The sequence below is a fragment of the Rhizorhapis sp. genome, assembly GCF_035276005.1.
Taxonomy (GTDB): domain Bacteria; phylum Pseudomonadota; class Alphaproteobacteria; order Sphingomonadales; family Sphingomonadaceae; genus Rhizorhapis.
On the sequence record NZ_DATEMB010000061.1, the window covers coordinates 1 to 16,442 of the forward strand.

At 61.4% G+C, this 16,442-nt stretch carries 14 protein-coding genes; 4 read left to right on the forward strand and 10 right to left on the reverse strand.

Annotation, left to right across the window (positions count from 1 at the left end; all coding sequences use genetic code 11):
• The 7 genes from VJS46_RS13670 to VJS46_RS13700 form a co-directional block, all read right to left on the reverse strand.
• The coding region (locus tag VJS46_RS13670; RefSeq protein WP_324060619.1) for a hypothetical protein at nt 1–405 on the reverse strand (405 nt) is incomplete at its 3' end.
• Complete coding sequence (locus VJS46_RS13675; protein ID WP_324060620.1) at nt 402–1,085, reverse strand: Fe2+-dependent dioxygenase; 684 nt, start codon at nt 1,083–1,085, stop codon at nt 402–404. The genes VJS46_RS13670 and VJS46_RS13675, both read right to left, overlap by 4 nt.
• A 78-nt stretch (nt 1,086–1,163) precedes the next feature.
• Nucleotides 1,164–3,458, reverse strand: a complete 2,295-nt coding sequence (locus VJS46_RS13680) for a TonB-dependent siderophore receptor (RefSeq protein WP_324060621.1) — start codon at nt 3,456–3,458, stop codon at nt 1,164–1,166.
• 57 nt (nt 3,459–3,515) lie between these two features.
• Nucleotides 3,516–3,770: a ribbon-helix-helix domain-containing protein gene (locus VJS46_RS13685; RefSeq protein ID WP_324060622.1), complete on the reverse strand. Its 255-nt coding sequence runs from the start codon at nt 3,768–3,770 to the stop codon at nt 3,516–3,518.
• Nucleotides 3,767–4,303 carry a methylated-DNA--[protein]-cysteine S-methyltransferase gene (locus VJS46_RS13690; protein WP_324060623.1) on the reverse strand — a complete coding sequence of 179 codons (537 nt, stop codon included), beginning with the start codon at nt 4,301–4,303 and terminating at the stop codon, nt 3,767–3,769. Before VJS46_RS13690 ends, VJS46_RS13685 begins: the two co-directional genes overlap by 4 nt.
• Nucleotides 4,275–5,633, reverse strand: a complete 1,359-nt coding sequence (locus VJS46_RS13695) for an MFS transporter (protein ID WP_324060624.1) — start codon at nt 5,631–5,633, stop codon at nt 4,275–4,277. The genes VJS46_RS13690 and VJS46_RS13695 overlap by 29 nt, the downstream gene beginning before the upstream one ends.
• Nucleotides 5,634–5,659: 26 nt before the next feature.
• Entirely contained in the window at nt 5,660–6,139 is a 480-nt protein-coding gene (locus VJS46_RS13700; protein WP_324060625.1) for a MarR family winged helix-turn-helix transcriptional regulator, read from the reverse strand.
• A gap of 330 nt (nt 6,140–6,469) precedes the next feature.
• Between VJS46_RS13700 and VJS46_RS13705 the strand changes: the two genes are divergently transcribed.
• The 4 genes from VJS46_RS13705 to VJS46_RS13720 are packed head-to-tail and all read left to right on the forward strand — an operon-like array spanning nt 6,470 to nt 11,194.
• Nucleotides 6,470–8,044, forward strand: coding sequence for an MBOAT family O-acyltransferase (locus VJS46_RS13705; RefSeq protein ID WP_324060626.1), 1,575 nt, complete (start codon nt 6,470–6,472; stop codon nt 8,042–8,044).
• 11 nt (nt 8,045–8,055) lie between these two features.
• Nucleotides 8,056–9,981: an HAD-IIIC family phosphatase gene (locus tag VJS46_RS13710; protein ID WP_324060627.1), complete on the forward strand. Its 1,926-nt coding sequence runs from the start codon at nt 8,056–8,058 to the stop codon at nt 9,979–9,981.
• Nucleotides 9,978–10,238, forward strand: coding sequence for an acyl carrier protein (locus VJS46_RS13715; RefSeq protein WP_324060628.1), 261 nt, complete (start codon nt 9,978–9,980; stop codon nt 10,236–10,238). Before VJS46_RS13710 ends, VJS46_RS13715 begins: the two co-directional genes overlap by 4 nt.
• On the forward strand, nt 10,223–11,194 hold the full coding sequence (locus VJS46_RS13720; protein WP_324060629.1) for an SGNH/GDSL hydrolase family protein: 972 nt from the start codon (nt 10,223–10,225) through the stop codon (nt 11,192–11,194). The genes VJS46_RS13715 and VJS46_RS13720 overlap by 16 nt, the downstream gene beginning before the upstream one ends.
• Nucleotides 11,195–11,239: 45 nt before the next feature.
• Here VJS46_RS13720 and smc read toward each other — a convergent pair whose 3' ends face one another.
• The 3 genes from smc to VJS46_RS13735 all read right to left on the reverse strand — a co-directional run bounded on the left by smc (nt 11,240) and on the right by VJS46_RS13735 (nt 16,322).
• Nucleotides 11,240–14,680, reverse strand: a complete 3,441-nt coding sequence (smc, locus tag VJS46_RS13725; RefSeq protein WP_324060630.1) for a chromosome segregation protein SMC — start codon at nt 14,678–14,680, stop codon at nt 11,240–11,242.
• 176 nt (nt 14,681–14,856) lie between these two features.
• Nucleotides 14,857–15,600 (reverse strand): DsbA family protein, encoded by a 744-nt coding sequence (locus VJS46_RS13730; RefSeq protein ID WP_324060631.1) that lies wholly within the window; start codon nt 15,598–15,600, stop codon nt 14,857–14,859.
• Nucleotides 15,601–15,650: 50 nt separating this feature from the next.
• Complete coding sequence (locus tag VJS46_RS13735) at nt 15,651–16,322, reverse strand: DsbA family protein (RefSeq protein WP_324060632.1); 672 nt, start codon at nt 16,320–16,322, stop codon at nt 15,651–15,653.
• Nucleotides 16,323–16,442: the final 120 nt, after the last annotated feature.

A 16,442-nucleotide genomic window follows, 5' to 3' on the forward strand; every position in this document is an offset into this window, starting at 1 on the left:
ATTGGGCTGGCTGAACTGCTGTGCCCATTTCTCGGCTTCTTGTTGCTCATGCCCCATGAAGCTTTTGCGCTCGCCGCTGCCGCCGCCCTCTTTGCGGGGCGGGCGCGGCTTGGATGAGAGGCCGAGCTGCCTGGCCGCCCATTGGCCGAGCGCCTTTTCGTCCGGGATAAGTGCGGGGTCGACGGCAATGTCCATCGCGCTCACTTCCACCGGCTCCCCGGTTTCGATCTTCATGATGCTGCGGTGGTTGAGCAGTACGCCTGACAGGCCCAGCATGAAGAACAGAATGGCGCCCCAGAAACCGGTCCAGGCATGAACCCTCTTCAGCCAGCGGATAAAGACCGCCCGCTGCCATTTGGAGGGGACGAAGAGCAGGCCGGATTGATTGAGGCGAAAGGTCGTCAAAGGTCGGCCCATTTTCTGAGAAGATTATGGTAGGTGGCGGTGAGGCCCAGCACTGACGGGTGACTGTCGCCCAGTTCGGCGCGGGTGAGGGTGATGGAACGGTCAAAGCGGTAGAGCAGGGCCCGGTCGCCATCGTCGCGGACCATTGACTGGGTCCAGAAGAAAGCCGCCCAGCGGCTGCCGTGCGTTACGGCTTCGACCCGGTGCAGACTGTCGGCCGGGTAGAGCACCAGGTCTCCGGCATCGAACTTGACCCGCTGCTCGCCATAGCTGTCCTCGATGACCAGCTCGCCGCCTTCATAATCGGCGGGATCGCTGAGGAAGAGCGTGGAGGAGACGTCCGTCCGTACCCGCTGCCGCGCGGAGGAAATATACCGGATGGCGTTGTCGACATGGGCGGTGAAGCCCATTCCCGCATCATAGCGGTTGAACAGTGGCGGAAAGACCCGCAGCGGCAGGGCGGCGGCGTTGAAGGTCTCGTTCGACCCCAATGCGCGCAGGATGATGTCCTGCAGCGCTTTCGCCTCGGGTGCGTCCTCCGGCACCTGAAGGTTGTTCTTGGCGATGGCCGACTGCACGCCCGCAGTGACGCGGCCATCGACCCACTGGGTCTCCGTCAGAACCTTGCGGCAATGAGCGACTTCATCCGCAGAAAGCAAGGCGGGGATTCGGATCAGCATTGGCAAGCCCTTTCCGGCAACAGGACAGGACCGGCGGCTGTCGCCACCGGCCCTGCCGCCTTCTGCCGGGTCACAGCGTCAGAAGGCAATGCCAAAGCTCGCGACGAAGGTCCGGCCGGCTGCCGGCAGCACGCGACCGCCATTTACCTGAGCGTAATAGCGCTTGTCGGTGAGATTGTAGCCATTGAGCGCAATGCGGTAGTTGCTGAAGCTGTATCCTAGCAATGCATCGAACACGACATAGGAGGGCGCGACCTGCGTGTTGAGGTTGTTGAGATAGACTTTCGACTGATAGTTAAGACCGCCGCCGATCTCGAGGCCCTTGAGTGAGCCGTCCACCGGCTTCCAAGTCGCCCATGCGGAGGCGGCATGCTTGGGCACATAGCGGACCTGATTGCCGACGGTGTCTTCCACCAGACCACTGGAGAAGGATTCGCGAATCTCCGCATCGATATATGAATAGTTGGCGGTGAGCAGCAGTTCCTCGTTGACCGCGCCACTCACGCCCAACTCGAAGCCGCGAAGGCGCTGCTTGGGTTCGGTGGAGACGACCGTCGTATTGGTGGCCAGATCTGTCTCTTTCGCATTATCGCGATTGATCTGGTACACCGCAGTCTGAACCAGCAGCTTGTTGTTGAACAGCCCGAATTTTGCGCCGATGTCGAATGTCTTCGTTTTTTCGGGATCGAGATCAGCGCTACTGATCGTGCCGTTGGCGGCCAGCGCGGAAAGCGCGTCGCCATTGCCGATGGAATTACCCGGCGGCACGGCGGCTTTGCTGTAGCTGACATAGAAGCTCGCCTGCTCCGACGGTTCCCAGATGGCCGAAATCTTTGGATTCCAGAGGCTATGCTTCGCCTTGCGCGTGAAATCGCATTCGGCAAAGGTTCCGCTGACCCCGTTGCAGGTGGTTGCGGCAAAGCTGGTCTGATCCTGCTTGTTGGTGAAATGCTGGAAACGAAGCCCGGCGTTGATTGAAAATTGGGGGGTCAGCCAGAGGCGTTCGTCAATGAAGAAGGAGATGTCCGTACCCCGCGTGTCGCGGATATTGTTGAGCGTGGCCGAGAGGGCGGGCGAAGGGCTGTGGACCGGATTGAACAGGTCCTTGGGAGCCCTTGTGCCTTCATAGTTGGCCTGCGTCCGGTCGTTGGTCTGGTAGGAAAAGTCGACGCCCAGCACCAACTCGTTCCGCATTCCGCCCACCGGTTTCGTGATGAGGGCGGTCGAGACATTTTGGACGCCCTTGGTGGTCTGGTCATAGGGCCCGGGACCACCCATTGTTACCAAGGGAACAGTCGCAGCATTTCCATCGAGCAGCAGATCGCCGCAGGTGGCAGCCGGACAGGATGCCACCGTCTGCCGGAAAAAGCGCTTGTACGCACCGAGCTTTGTGTCGCTGGTAAAGGTCAGCCAATCATTGGCCTCGTGCCGGAACCTCGCGGTGAGGGTATTCACCGTCACCTTGTCGGTGTCCGCGGTATAGCCATAGAAATTGGAGCGCGGAACGCCAAGCTCGGTCACCGGGACCTCGATATCGGGAACCGCAACCCCGTTTATGGCCGGATCCGTCGTCACCGCAATCGGCACGCCATAGTCGGGAACCCGGGTTTCTTCCTGATGGAAGTAGATAAGGGTGAGGCTGGTGCGCTGGCCAATCCCAAAGCCGATGGCTGGAGCAAAACCCCAGCGCCGAGCTTCCACCGGATCACGATCCGGTGAGTCATTGGTGTGCGCCATGAAATTGAGGCGAAGCCCGACGCTGTCGGTGAGCGCCTTGTTTGCGTCGACGGTGATACGGCCATAGTTCGCAGACCCCGCCGATCCGGTCATGCTGAAGAAGTCGGTTGTCGCGGGCGCCTTGGAAACGGTGTTGATCGCTCCTCCCGACACGCCCCGGCCAAGGGCCGTGGACGACGAGCCCTTCAGGACCTCTACCGCCTCATAATTGAAGCTGTCGCGCGTAAACGCGCCGAAGTCGCGTAGCCCATCGGTAAAGATGTCATTCTTGGCGGCCTGTCCGCGAATGAAGAACTGGTCGCCATTGACGATGCCCCCTTCACCGATCTGCGTTGTCACACCCGCGACGTTGCGCAGGGCCTGCTCAAGAGACACTACCTGGCGGTCGCGAAGGGTTTCGGACGAGACGGTGGTCACGATCTGCGGCACGTCAATGACCGGCCCCCGGATCGTTGGCAGTTCCATCTTCCGCCGCTCACCGTTGACCTGAATGCCTTCTTTGGCGCGGGCCGCTACTTCGGCGTCTGCGGCGGCTGCATCGCCATCGGCGGCAAAGGCAGGTCCTGCCATCAGCATGGCGGCGGCAATGGAAGTGGGTGCGATGAAGTTTGCGGCCAAACGCGAATTATTTGACATGAATCCCCCTTTATGTGGTTGGGGACTCACTATTGCGAATCACTATCAGTGTCAACACTATTGCGAATGAGTATCAACTGAGTCTGTGAGACTATGGAAAAGCCAGAGACGTATGGCGCTCGCGAGGTTGGGAGGGTCGTCTGCCCCGATCCGCTCCAGGTCGATCTGGGCGATAAGGGCATTGACCGGAAGGTTACGCCGCTGGGCTTCCGCCTTCAGCGCCCGCCAGAAGACGGGCTCCAGGCTGATGGAGGTTTGGTGGCCGGCGATGGTGACGCTGCGCTTGACCGGGCCGGCAAGATAATCGGTCAAAACAGCTTTGCCTGCGCCGCCTCGGGCTTGAACGCTGCTCCTTCATGTTCGAGCAGCCATGCTTTTCGCGCGGTGCCTCCACCATAGCCGGTGAGCCTGCCATTGGATCCGATCACTCTGTGGCAGGGGACAACAATGCCCACCGGATTGGCGCCATTGGCAAGCCCCACGGCCCGCACGGCCTTGGGCTTCCCGATATGCGCTGCAAGTGCCCCGTAGCTCATCGTGCTACCCGGCGGAATATCGCCCAATGCTGCCCAGACCTGACGCTGGAACGGCGAACCGTTGGTTTGCCACTTGATGCGGGATAGCGCCTGATAGTCTCCGTCGAAATAGGCGTCGAGCGCATCCCTGATCGCCGTCGGCGCTGGAACGGGAAGCGTTTCGTCAGTGCCATAATGCAGGCGGAGCAGACGGCGCATTCGGGCCTCATAATCCTGGAAGTCCAGCGCCCGCAATCGCCGATCCTCGTCCGTCACCAGCAATATCGTTCCAACGGGGCTTTCATAGTGATCGAGGAAGAGGGTGGGCATGACTCTGGTCCTTTTGACGGCCTCCTTCAAAGGCGCCCTTGCGCTCGCGCAAGAAGGATAGCGTAATAGCAGCGGCAAGGGCACCCATGCTCATGAAAATTGCGACTGCCTGCAGGCCGTAGCCGGCGCTGAAAAGGAAGCCTGGGATTATCGGGGCGATGGCCGCGCCGCCCCGCCCTACGCCGATGGCAAAGCCGGTGCCGGTCGCGCGGACGTGAGTGGGGAATGCCTGAGCGAAGATGGCGTAGAAACCGACCACGCCTGCATTGGTGAACACCCCGGCAATCCCCGCCGCCAGCGCCAGTTGTGTAAGGTCCGACTGCCCCATGCCAAATATCGAGACCAGCGCCGTTGAGGCAAGAAGCACCCCGATGGTCAGCCATTTGAGTGGGAGAAAACGGCTAAGGACGCCGAATGTTATGCCTCCGGCGGCGCCCCCGACATTGGCCCATACCAATACCCCCGCCGCCGACGATGGATCAAAACCCATGTCGACGACGATCTTTGGAATCCATTTGAGGATGAAATAGAAGGTGCCGATGTGCAGGAAATAGGCCAGCGTCAGGATCAAGGTCGTGCCTATGAGGCCCGGCCGCAAAATGTCCCGCACCGAATATTTTTTTTCCGCGCTTTCCTCTGGTGGTAATGCGACGGCGGGCTCATGGCCCAGGCGGGCCAAGATGCGGTTGATCTTCTGCAGCGCGCCTTGGGGCCGCTTCCTGACCAGAAAGGCTATTGTCTCGGGAAGTGCCAACAACACCAACGGGATGAATAGCGCGGTGACTGTACCGCCGAAGAGGAAAACAGTCCGCCAATCGTGGGTCTTCAGCAGCATTGCCGCCACCGATCCGCCGATGATGGCGCCCATGGGATAGCCTATTGCCACGAGCGCCACGCAGAGGTTGCGGTTGCGGCTGTTGGAATGCTCGGCCACGGCCGCGGTGAGGGCCGCCACCATGCCGCCAATCCCGAGACCGGTGAGAACGCGCCAGACGGAAAGCGCCGCTATGCTCGACGCTGTGGTGGTCAAGAACATGCCGGCCGCCATGACGGTAAGGCAGGTCAGGATCGTCGGCCTTCTTCCCACCCGGTCGGCGACACCACCAAGAAAGATCGAGCCAAGGGCCATGCCGATCAGTTCCATGGACAGGACTATGCCTAGAGCGGCCCTGTCTATGCTCCATTCGGCCGCGATGCCGGGAGAGGCAAAGCTGATGGCTAGTACGTCGAAGCCGTCAAGCGCGTTCAGCCCGATTATGAGGGCGACGGCCGTAATCTGGCGAGCAGTCATTCTGGATTCGGCTACAATAGTCCGCGGATCGGCGGTCATTGGCATCCCCTTTTTGTCATTTGGTTTTATTCTGTTCCGGCGTCAGCGATTTTGGCGAGTAATTGAATGACTGTCCGGCGTTCCTGGGCAGTCAGGGCCGCGAGCAGCGCGTTTTCATGTTCGTCGATCAAAGCCTTCGCAACGTGAAGTTTCGCCTCGCCTGCGCTGGTGGGGTAAAGTTCCAGCACGCGCTTGTCCTCGTCCGAGGGCTCGCGTCTCAGCAGTCCATCCTCGATCAGGCTGGCGAGCAGCGGGACCATATTGGCCCGTTGGACGCCGAGGCTGCGTCCAAGCTGTGTCTGGCTGATACCCGGATTGGCGCCGACGACTGCCAGAATGGAGACCTGCACTGATCGGAGGCCGGCGGTCTCCTTAACCCTAGCTAAATAATCCGTGGCGATCACATGAGAAGCGCGACGCAACCAATAACCCACCACGCCATCCAGGAAGCTCGTGTCGATTTCGTCAGCCCGCCGCGGCTCCGTGGCAACGGAATGCGCCTCCATTTGAACCTCTCCCTTATTGTTATGATACACAGCATCTTGGCTGAGTAACGTCAATGGGAAGCAGGCAGCTTCTACTCCTAAATAGCAGGCAAGAAGCCCGCGGTCGCCTGCCTGATAGGCCGGGAAGCTGGATCGTTACGAAGTCTCATCGGTTCTGGAAGGCGGTTATCCGAGAGGCGGTACCCACTGTGGCTGATTTACAAACACTTAGCCCTATTCCAAGCTCGCTTGCACGATTCAGCCTTGTGAGACCCGCGTTTCTTAAAGCCATATGCGAGTCGGCAGGCAGGTGACATGCTCTTCAATTCCGCCACCTTTTTGTTCTTTTTTTTGCCGACGGTATTTGGCGGCTTTCTGCTGCTCGCGCATTTCGGGCTGAAGCGTCTGGCGGGATTATGGCTGACGCTTGCCTCGCTAGCCTTTTATGGCTGGTGGAATCCGCAATATGTGCCGCTGCTGCTGGGCAGCATGGCCTTTAACTATTGGGTGGGCGGCCAGTTGATGCGGCGGCGCAATCGCGCCCTGCTGCTGTCCGGGATCGCCGCCAATGTCGCGCTGCTCGGCTATTTCAAATATACCGGCTTCGCGGTGCAGACGATCGTGGATGTGACGGGGGCGGGATGGGCGGCGCCGCATATCATTCTTCCGCTCGCCATTTCCTTCTTCACCTTCCAGCAGATTGCCTATCTGGTGGATGCGAATGACAGAGAAGTGACGGAGCATGGCTTCCTCAACTATTGCCTGTTCATAACCTTCTTCCCCCACCTGATCGCCGGACCGATCACGCATCATCGTGAAATGCTGCCGCAGTTCAGCAATCCCGACCGCTTCCGTCCCAGATGGGACCTGGTAGCGGTGGGCGTGACGCTGTTCTTCATCGGATTGTTCAAGAAAGTCCTGGTTGCCGATCCGTTCGGCACCTATGCCCGGCCCGTGTTCGAGCAAGCGCGTTCCGGCGGCGTGCAATTTATCGAGGCCTGGAGCGGGGCGCTTTCTTACACGCTCCAGATCTATTTCGATTTTTCCGGCTATACCGACATGGCCATTGGCCTCGGGCTGCTGTTCGGCATTTCGCTTCCGCCGAATTTCAATAGCCCGTTCAAGGCTCGCAACATCATTGAATTCTGGAACCGCTGGCACATGACGCTGACCCGGTTCCTGACGGCCTATATCTATAATCCGATCGTGGTGGCCATGACTCGCCGCCGCGCGGCGAAGGGCAGACCGCTGCCGCGAAGGGGGAAGATGTCGTCGGAGACATTTCTTGTCCTGGTGGCTTTCCCGACGATCTTCACCATGTTCATCTCGGGCGTATGGCATGGCGCAGGATGGCAGTTCATCGTCTTCGGCCTTTTGCACGGCGTCTATCTGGTCATTGCGCATGCCTGGCGGCAATGGAAGGTGCAGCGCGGCATTCCGCTGGAAAGCAGCAATCCGGCCAAGATCGCGGCATCTGTGGGGCTTACCTTCCTGTGCGTGATGATCGCCCTCGTCTTTTTCCGCGCCGACAATGTGCCGGCAGCGATGAATATCCTTTCTGGCATGGCGGGCCTTAACGGCATTACATTTCCGCAGCGGGTTGCGGAGCTCCCATTGCTTGGATCCCTCGTTGCCCAATTGGGTCTGCCGGTTGGCGACCTGCAAGCTTTCACGCCCTCTCATGCGGTGCGGATATTCATCTTCCTGGTGGTTGTCTGGTCTCTTCCCAATTCGATGCAGTGGCTGCGCAGCTTCCCGACCGCGCTCAACCTGCGTCCATCCGCCTCATGGCTGGAGCGCTATTCGCGGCTCTTCCGCTGGCGGCCCAGCATTCCCACAGGAATGGCGTTGGGAGCGGCGTCGCTCGTCGTGATGCTTTATGCAACCTCGGTCGCGCCCACGGAATTTCTCTACTTCCAGTTTTGAAGGCGTGAGGAATGTTTCAGATGCTTGACTGGCTTCCGGCGGCAGATGACCTGTCCAGCAGGATCAAGGACGTGCTCCGGATGGACGCGTCACCGGCCGGGCAGCTCTCCGCCATACTAGCTCTGACGCAGTTCAACCGGGACATGACCGAGACCGACCGCATCGACCGGCTGCTTAACGGCTGGCTCGGCAAATGGCCAGAGGTGGACGCCGCTTCGCTGGGGCTGTCATCACTGCGCCTTGCTATTTTGGCATCGCACAGCGTCGGGCATCTCCTTCCGGCCATCCGCGTTTCCGCGCTCGGAAGGAACCTGCTCGCGAGAGTGCATGCCGGTGCCTACGGCTCTTTTCGCCAGGCCCTGCTTGGCGATGATGCGGAGCTTCGAGAGTTCAAGCCTCAGGCCATTCTTCTCGCTCTGGATAGCCAGGCGATCCTATCCAGAATAGCCATCGGCGCCGATCAGGAGGCGGAACGGCATATCGCTTCGGCGGTTCTGGAACTGCGCCATCTTTGGCGTCAGGCAAGGGAGAAATATGGCGCTCAGGTCATTCAGCAGAGCTTTCTGTCCCTCACGCCGCCGCTTTTCGGATCGTTCGACGCCCTTGTGCCGGCCTCTCCGGCGGCCATGGTGCTGGCGCTCAATCAGGCTGTCCGTGCCGCCGCGCGCGAAGACCATGTCGCATTGCTCGACGTCGAGGCAAGATTGCCGCCCAACATCGGCGGCATCGACAGGGTGGACATGGTGCGCTGGCATCACGCCAAGCAACTCATCAATCCGCTGTTCGCGCCGCTCTATGGCGATCATGTGGCGCGCATCCTTGCCGCAATCGCAGGGCGTACGCGCAAATGCCTGGTGCTTGATCTCGACAACACCTTGTGGGGAGGGGTGATCGGCGATGATGGTCCTGCGGGCATTCGTCTGGGACAAGGAAGCGCTGAAGGCGAAGCCTATCTCGCCTTTCAGCATTATGTGGACCAGCTTCGAAGCGCAGGCATCATATTGGCGGTGTGCAGCAAGAATGATGACAGCATCGCTCGCCAGGCATTTGAGGAGCATGGCGAGATGGTGCTGAAATATGCCGATATCGCCTGTTTTCGCGCCAACTGGTCGGACAAGGCGGAAAATATCCGTTCCATCGCAGGCAGCATCAATATCGGCCTGGATAGCCTGGTATTCGTCGATGACAATCCGGCGGAACGGGCCATCGTCCGGCGTGAATTGCCCGAAGTGGCGGTGCCCGAAATGCCGGCTGATATTGCCCATTACCCGGCAAGCCTGGCGGCAGCGGGGTATTTCGAGGCCGTCTCCCTAACGGCGGACGATCTCGCGCGCGCGGGCAGCTATGCCGCCAATGCGCAGCGGGAGGCGCTTTCCGCCACCACTGATCTTGAGGGTTATCTGAAGAGCCTGGAAATGACCATGCTGGCGCGGCCGGTCAGCGCAACCGATCTGCCGCGCGCCGCTCAACTCATCAACAAGACCAACCAGTTCAATCTCACCACCCGGCGCCGAACCGCTGCCGAGCTTGAGGCGTTCGTCGCCGATGCGCAAAGCCTTGGCTATTGCTTCCGGCTTCGCGACCGTTTTGGGGACAATGGCCTGATCAGCGTCATCCTCGCCCGTCCCGATCCCGCACTTGCCGCCAATGAGTTGCTGATCGATAGCTGGCTGATGAGCTGCCGGGTCCTGGGCCGGGGTGTCGAAACGGCGGCCTTCGAGATACTGCTGGAAGCAGCGCGAGAACGGGGATTCTGCGCGCTTGTGGGCGAATACCGGCCAACCGAACGCAATGGCCTCGTGGCACAGCATTATGAAAAACTGGGCTTTGTTCCCATGCCCCCGCTTCCTGGGGCGGCAGAGGGAACAGCTTTCTGGCGACGGCCAATTCCGGGGGCGGAAACGGGGACACATCATATCGCGCTGGAGGCAGCATGACCGAAGCTGAGATTTACGAAACGCTTACTGAATTGATGCGTGACATTTTCGATGAAGACGATCTCGACATCGGACCGGCCACTCGCGCCGATGATGTGGAGGGCTGGGATAGCCAGTCCCATATCTCGCTCATTGTGGCGGTGGAGCAGCGTTTCGGCATCCGTTTCCTGACATCGGAATTCGAAAGCCTTCACAATGTCGGGGAATTTGTTTCCCTGATCGAAGACAAGCTGAACCGGTCATGTTTATCGCATTAGGAAGCGCGGAGGCCGCCTCTCCCGCCATTGCGCCCCGGCGCTACATGCGGCGCTATATCGTGGCCATGGCGATCGGGGCGATATTGATGGCGGCGATGATGGTGGGCACGGCGGCCTTTCTCCACTCCCGCAACGCCCTGCCGCCGCCGCAATTCTCCAACAGCATCTGCATCGACGAGAAATTGCGGATCATGCGGGAAATGCCGCCGCAGTCGCCCAATCTGCTGGTCGTCGGGTCTTCCGTGGCCTGGCGGCACTTCAACAGCACTGCAGCCATGGCATTCGATGCCTCGCTGCGGCCCTATAATGCGGGGCTTTGCGGACAGGCCATCAATCAGACGACGGAAACAACGCGCTGGCTGTTGGGACGATTGCCGTCGGTGCGCCATGTCATGCTGCTCGCTTCCCCGCTCGATTTTGAAGATTGCGCCTCGGAGGCGAATAATCTGAACTTTTCAGATGTGGATGCCTATGTCTTTGGCGGCCAATCGGCCTGGCGCTATTATCTGCGCTACTTTGATCCAGTGACGTTCCTTTCGAACGCCCATGGTCTTGCAGCGCGGCGGAGCGATGCGGGCAGTTTCGGCACTTTGGTGATCGACCGCTTCGGTGATGGTCCCATGGAGCCCAGGCATGACCGCGGTATGTTCTACAAGGAAATGGGCTCTCATGATCCGGCCTGTTTTGCCGCACTTGGCCAGCTCGCCGCGCTTACGGGCGCTCAGGGTCAGACATTGGACGTTGTCCTTACCCCCGTGAGCCCCGATTGGGTCCAGCTTTACGACCCTGAGCGCCAGAACCTGGGTCAATTGCAGGACTCCATCAGGCGGGCATCAAAGCGTTCTGGCATTCGCTTTATCGACATGCATGACGCCTTCAGTGACGAGCAACAGTTTGTCGATGCCATTCACTTGCGCTGGTCAGCGACAGCGGAGTTCACCCGCGCTATTTTGTGATTGAGCCGTACAATCGGGAAATGGCTGCTCTTCAAAGAGCGGCCATCACTCCGCCGCCAGCAGCTCCTCTGCTCCCCCAAGGTCAACGGATACCAGCCTGCTTACGCCCTTTTCGATCATCGTGACCCCGAACAGGCGGTGCATGCGGCTCATGGTGACGGCGTTATGGGTGACGATCAGATATCGGGTGCGCGTATCATGAACCATCTTGTTGAGAAGATCACAGAAGCGCTCGACATTGGCATCGTCGAGGGGCGCGTCGACCTCATCCAGCACGCAGATCGGAGCCGGGTTGGTGAGGAAAAGGCCGAAGATCAGCGCTACCGCCGTCAAAGCCTGCTCGCCGCCCGACAGAAGCGTCAGGGTCGAGAGCTTCTTCCCCGGCGGCTGCGCCATGATCTCCAGACCGGCTTCGAGCGGATCGTCGCTGTCGATCAGCTTCAAATGCGCCTGTCCGCCATTGAAGAGGGCAGTGAAGAGCCGCTGGAAATGGCCGTCCACCGCCTCGAAAGCGGCGAGCAGGCGGGTGCGGCCTTCGCGGTTCAGATTACCGATCGAACCGCGCAGCCGGTGAATGGCCTGGGTGAGTTCCTCGCTTTCGGCCCGGCTTTTCGCCTGTTCGGCTTCCAGTTCGGCAAGTTCCTGTGCGGCGACCAGGTTCACTGGGCCGATGCGCTCGCGGTCCTGTGTCAGCTTCTCGAGCGTGTCGGATTCCTGCGGCGCGTCCTGCACGTCAGCGCTGCTGAAACAGAGCTTTTCGGGAAGGACTGGCGCAGGGCATTCAAAACGCTCGCCTGAAATCCGGCCCATTTCGACCCGGCGCTGTTCCTGATTTTCGGCACGCGCTGCCGCACCGGCGCGCGCCTCGCGGGCTGCCGCCAGCGCCTCCCCCGCCTGCGCATGTTTGACTTCGGCCTGACGCAGGCTTTCCTCCGCGCCCCGTTCCGCCGCCTGCTGCGCTTCAGCGGTTTCGAGAAGCTTATGGCTGCTTTCGTCGAGAGCGCGAATGGTGCGGGCGATGGCCTGAGGCTTGCCCTCGAGCGTCTCGCGCTGCCCGGTAATGTCTGCGGCGCGCTTGCTCATGTCCTCCATGCGGCGAGCGGCTTCGCCGGCGCGGGCACGCCAGCTACGGATTTCTGACTGCGCAGCGTTGAGGCGGTCCCGGTCAGCGCCCAAGGCGCGGTCGGTCATCGCCTGCTCTGTCTGGAGCTGGCCAACGGCAAGGCGTGCCTGCTCACTTGACTGCTTGAGCGCGGCAACCATCTGTGCCGTTTCGCCACCGTCAGGAAGGGAAGCGCGGCTACCCTGGGCGGCCTCGAATTCCGCTCTGGCAGCGGCCTCATCCTTCCGCGCTTCGGCGAGGCGAGCATCCAGCTCATCCCGACGGTCGTTCAGGCGGTCGAGCTTTGCCGAGGCTTCGTCTGCGGCGCGCAATGCTTCGCGCAGCGTCTGATCGGCGCGGCTGAGGGCGCTGCGTCCCGCCGCCAGTTTTTCGCTCGCGGCTTGCGCTGCTTCCGCCGCGGCGGAAAGGCCGGCCGCGGCGCATTCCACCTCGTTCGCGGTGTCGGGACGGGCTGCCTCAATGGCCTCCAGCCGGTTAAGGCGGATCAGCCGTTCGGCCGCCGCCGCGCCGCCCTCGACGGCGATATATCCGTCCCAGCGGCGGAGCTTGCCGTCGAGCGTGGCGAGCCGCTGACCCACCGCCAATGGCTGCCCCTCATCCACCTCGGCAACCGCGATCTGCGCAAGGCGGCGTGCCAGTTCTGGCGGCGCCGTCACATGAGAGGCGAGGGGCGTACAGCCGTTCGGAAGGGCAGGGTCGCTTTCCAGCGGCACAGCGCCCAGCCAATGCCGCTTGCCCTCGCAACCAATGGGCGCTTCCAGATCGTCGCCCAAGGCGGCGGCGAGCGCCCGTTCATAGCCCGGAGCCGCCTTGATCCGGTCAAGTGCGCGACTGCGGCCGGTGCTGCTGTCCAGCGCCTTGCGCAAGGCCGCCGCTTCGCTGTCGAGTGCGGCGAGGGCCGCTTTGGCGGAGGAAAGGGCGGACTCGGCGGAACTGCGGGCTTCGGCTGCGTCGGTACGTTCTGCCTCGGCTTGCGCAATGGCCGCCTCCGCCTGCTCGCGGTCCGCGCGGGCACGGCTCTGCAGGTCGAGCGCTGTATCGCGCGCCGCTTCCAGCGGACCAGGCTCGGGAAGGGTGGAGAGTTCCTGCGTAAGCCGCCCCACGTCCCGCTGCGCCCTGTCGAGCCGCCCGCGAGCTGCGTTCAGTGCGGCATCAGCCACACGCAGTTCGGCCTGCTCGCTCGCCTGCCTGGCCATCGCCCTGGCAAGCGCCAGTTCCCCATCGCGAGCAGCGCTTTCCGCCTTTGCAATGCGCGCGTCAAAATCGGGGCGGCTGGATTCGCTTTCCTTGACCCGTGCAGCGATCTGCCCGGCCTCGGCGGTCAGCCGCTCGATGGCTTCAGCCGCGTCATGGGCGAGCGATCCTTCCCGTGCCTTGTCCTCCTCCAGCCGGGCCGCCTGCGCCTCAAGGTCGGTGAGGCGCTGGAGGATGGAGGCTTCCTCGCTTCTGAGGACGGCCAGCCGGTGTCCAGCTTCATTCGCCGCGTCCCGCGCCTTTTGGGCTTCGCTGCGGCGGATGGCTAACTGCTTTACCGCCTCATTCTGATAAGCGGCCGCGGCCTGCTGCGCCTCATGCGCTTTTGTCACCAAAAGCTCAGCCTGCCTGGCCTCCGCGCGAGCGGCCTCGGCGGCCTTGGCGGCGTCCCGCCAGCGGGCATAGATGAGGCGCCCCTCGGCCACGCGAATCTGGTCGGTCAAGCGGCTGTAGCGTTCTGCTGCCTTGGCCTGGCGGCGAAGCTGGCTGGCGCGGCCGTCCATGTCGGCAAGAATATCATCCAGCCGCGTCAGATTGGCCTCGGTGGCACGCAGCTTCTGCTCGGCATCCTTTCGTCGCACATGAAGACCGGCAATGCCCGCCGCCTCTTCAAGCATCATGCGGCGCTCGGAGGGTTTGGCGGCGATGACGGCGGCAATCTTGCCTTGGCTGACGAGTGCAGGACTGTGCGCCCCTGTGGCGGCATCGGCGAAGATCAGCGCCACGTCCTTGGCGCGCACATCCCGGCCATTCGCCCTGTAGGCACTGCCTGCGCCGCGCTCGATGCGGCGCATGATTTCCAGTTCGCCATCCTCGCCAATCGAAATTGGGCCGGTCAGCTCATCGGATTGGCGCTCGGTGAGGATCGAGACTTCGGCAAAGTCCCGCTGCGGGCGGGTGGCGGTGCCGGCGAAGATCACATCCTCCATGCCCCCGCCGCGCATCGACTTGGCACTCGATTCGCCCATGACCCAGCGAATGGCTTCAAGCAGGTTGGATTTGCCGCAACCATTGGGTCCGACGATGCCGGTCAGGCCAGGCTCGATGCGCAATTCGGTCGGATCGACAAAGCTTTTGAAGCCGGAGAGCTTGAGGCGCCTTATCTGCATGGGGTTCTAACCCCCCGGCCACCAGCCGTCTGCCTTGCTAAGGCAGGGGCCCTGCTTCCTGCCGGTAGCATGGTTATGTGAAGCGGGGTCCCTCCCTCTGCAGGGACGACGGCAATTATCGATGCCGAGCCTCGCCCAGCATAGCCGTGCCCTGAGATGGTCCCCCCCTCCGCCAATTAGGCCCCTGCTTCGCGGAGCTTGGCCTCCAGCGCGGGCCAGGCCGACACATTGTCGAGCTTCTGCCCGTTCATGATGAAGGTAGGCGTTCCCTCAATCTCATAGGCCGTTCCAGCCTTCTGGACATTTTCCGCGAGCTTTTCGGCATTCTTCGCGTCGGCCAGGCACTGTTTCGCCTGATCCTCGGCGATGCCGCGCTGCATGACGAATTCGACAAGGCCCGTCGCTTCGCCCAGCTTTACGAAGCGTTCATTGGCAGGGGATTCCAGCGCCGCCTTGTATCCAGCCTCGCCCAGCCCCTGCGCCTTTTCAAACAGGGTCGGCTGATAGCCGAAAAGCTGATCGGACAAGGGGAAAAAGGGTTCCGCCCCGCCGCACCGGGCGAGCAGTGCCGCGGTCATGTCCAGCGGGTCGCGGATATAATTCCGCAATTCGAAGCTCACTTTGCCGCTGTTCACATATTTGTCGCGGAGAGACGGAAAGCCCTTTTCGGAAAATTCCGCGCAATGGCTGCAGGTCAGGGAGGCAAATTCAACGATCTTTATGGGGGCGTCGGGGTTGCCCATGACAAAGCCGCCATCCGCGGTGGGCTTTACCATATCCGACCAGTTGGTGCCCGCAGGGGCCGGAACCGCAGCGATAGGCTCACCACTCAGCTTGCCGTCGGAGGCGGCATCCTTGTCGCCGCAAGCGGTGAGCACGAGGGCAAGGGCCAGCGAGGACATCAGGGTCAATTTCGTCATGGGAATATGAGGCTCCGGCGATTTTTCTGCTTCTGCGCGATGCATTTACTTCAGTTGCGGGCGGGCGGCAATGCGGCTTCCAGCGCCTTCCATTCATGTACGTCCGGCAGCAGCCGGCCATTCACCGCAAAGCTCGGCGTCCCGCCGATCTTGGCGCCTTCCCAGGCGTCCTGGGTCATCGCCAGAACCTTTTCGCGGGAGGCGCGGTCGGCAAGGCAGGCCTTGAGCTGCGCCCCGGTAAAGCCGCGCTTCTGCATCAGGGCGTAAAGGCCTGTGCTCGAAGCGATATCCTCCATCGCGGCATCGATCGTCGCTGCCGGGCGTTCCTTTGAGTCATAGGTCTGCACCTGCTTCATCCAGGCGTCGTAATTGGCGAAAAGGGTATGATGATTGCCGAAGAATTTCGTCGGTCCCCCGCAGCGCGCGAGCAGGGCCGCAGTCAAGTCGTAGCGGTCACGCACGGCATTGCGGATCTCCACATTAAGCGTGCCCCTCGAAATCCAGTTCACTTTCAGCGGCGCTTCGGCGGTGTTGGTGAAATCTGCGCAATGGCTGCAGGTGTAGCTGATATATTCGACAAGCCTGGTTTTCGCGTCAGGATTGCCCTGGATATATCCGCCGATGGTCGAGAGGGACGTTCGCTTTGTCCAATCCACCTTCTCCGCAATAGCAGGCGCCGTGGCGAGAGCGAGGCCGAGGGCGGCAAGATGTAGTGGTTTCATTTGACTCTCTAACTGTATCTTTCCTCGCCGTCCCTGCCTGCGCAGGGACGACGGCGAAGGGCAATGTGATTTATGCAAGGTCCTGATTTTGTAGCGGCGATGAGCATAGGTAGGAAACCT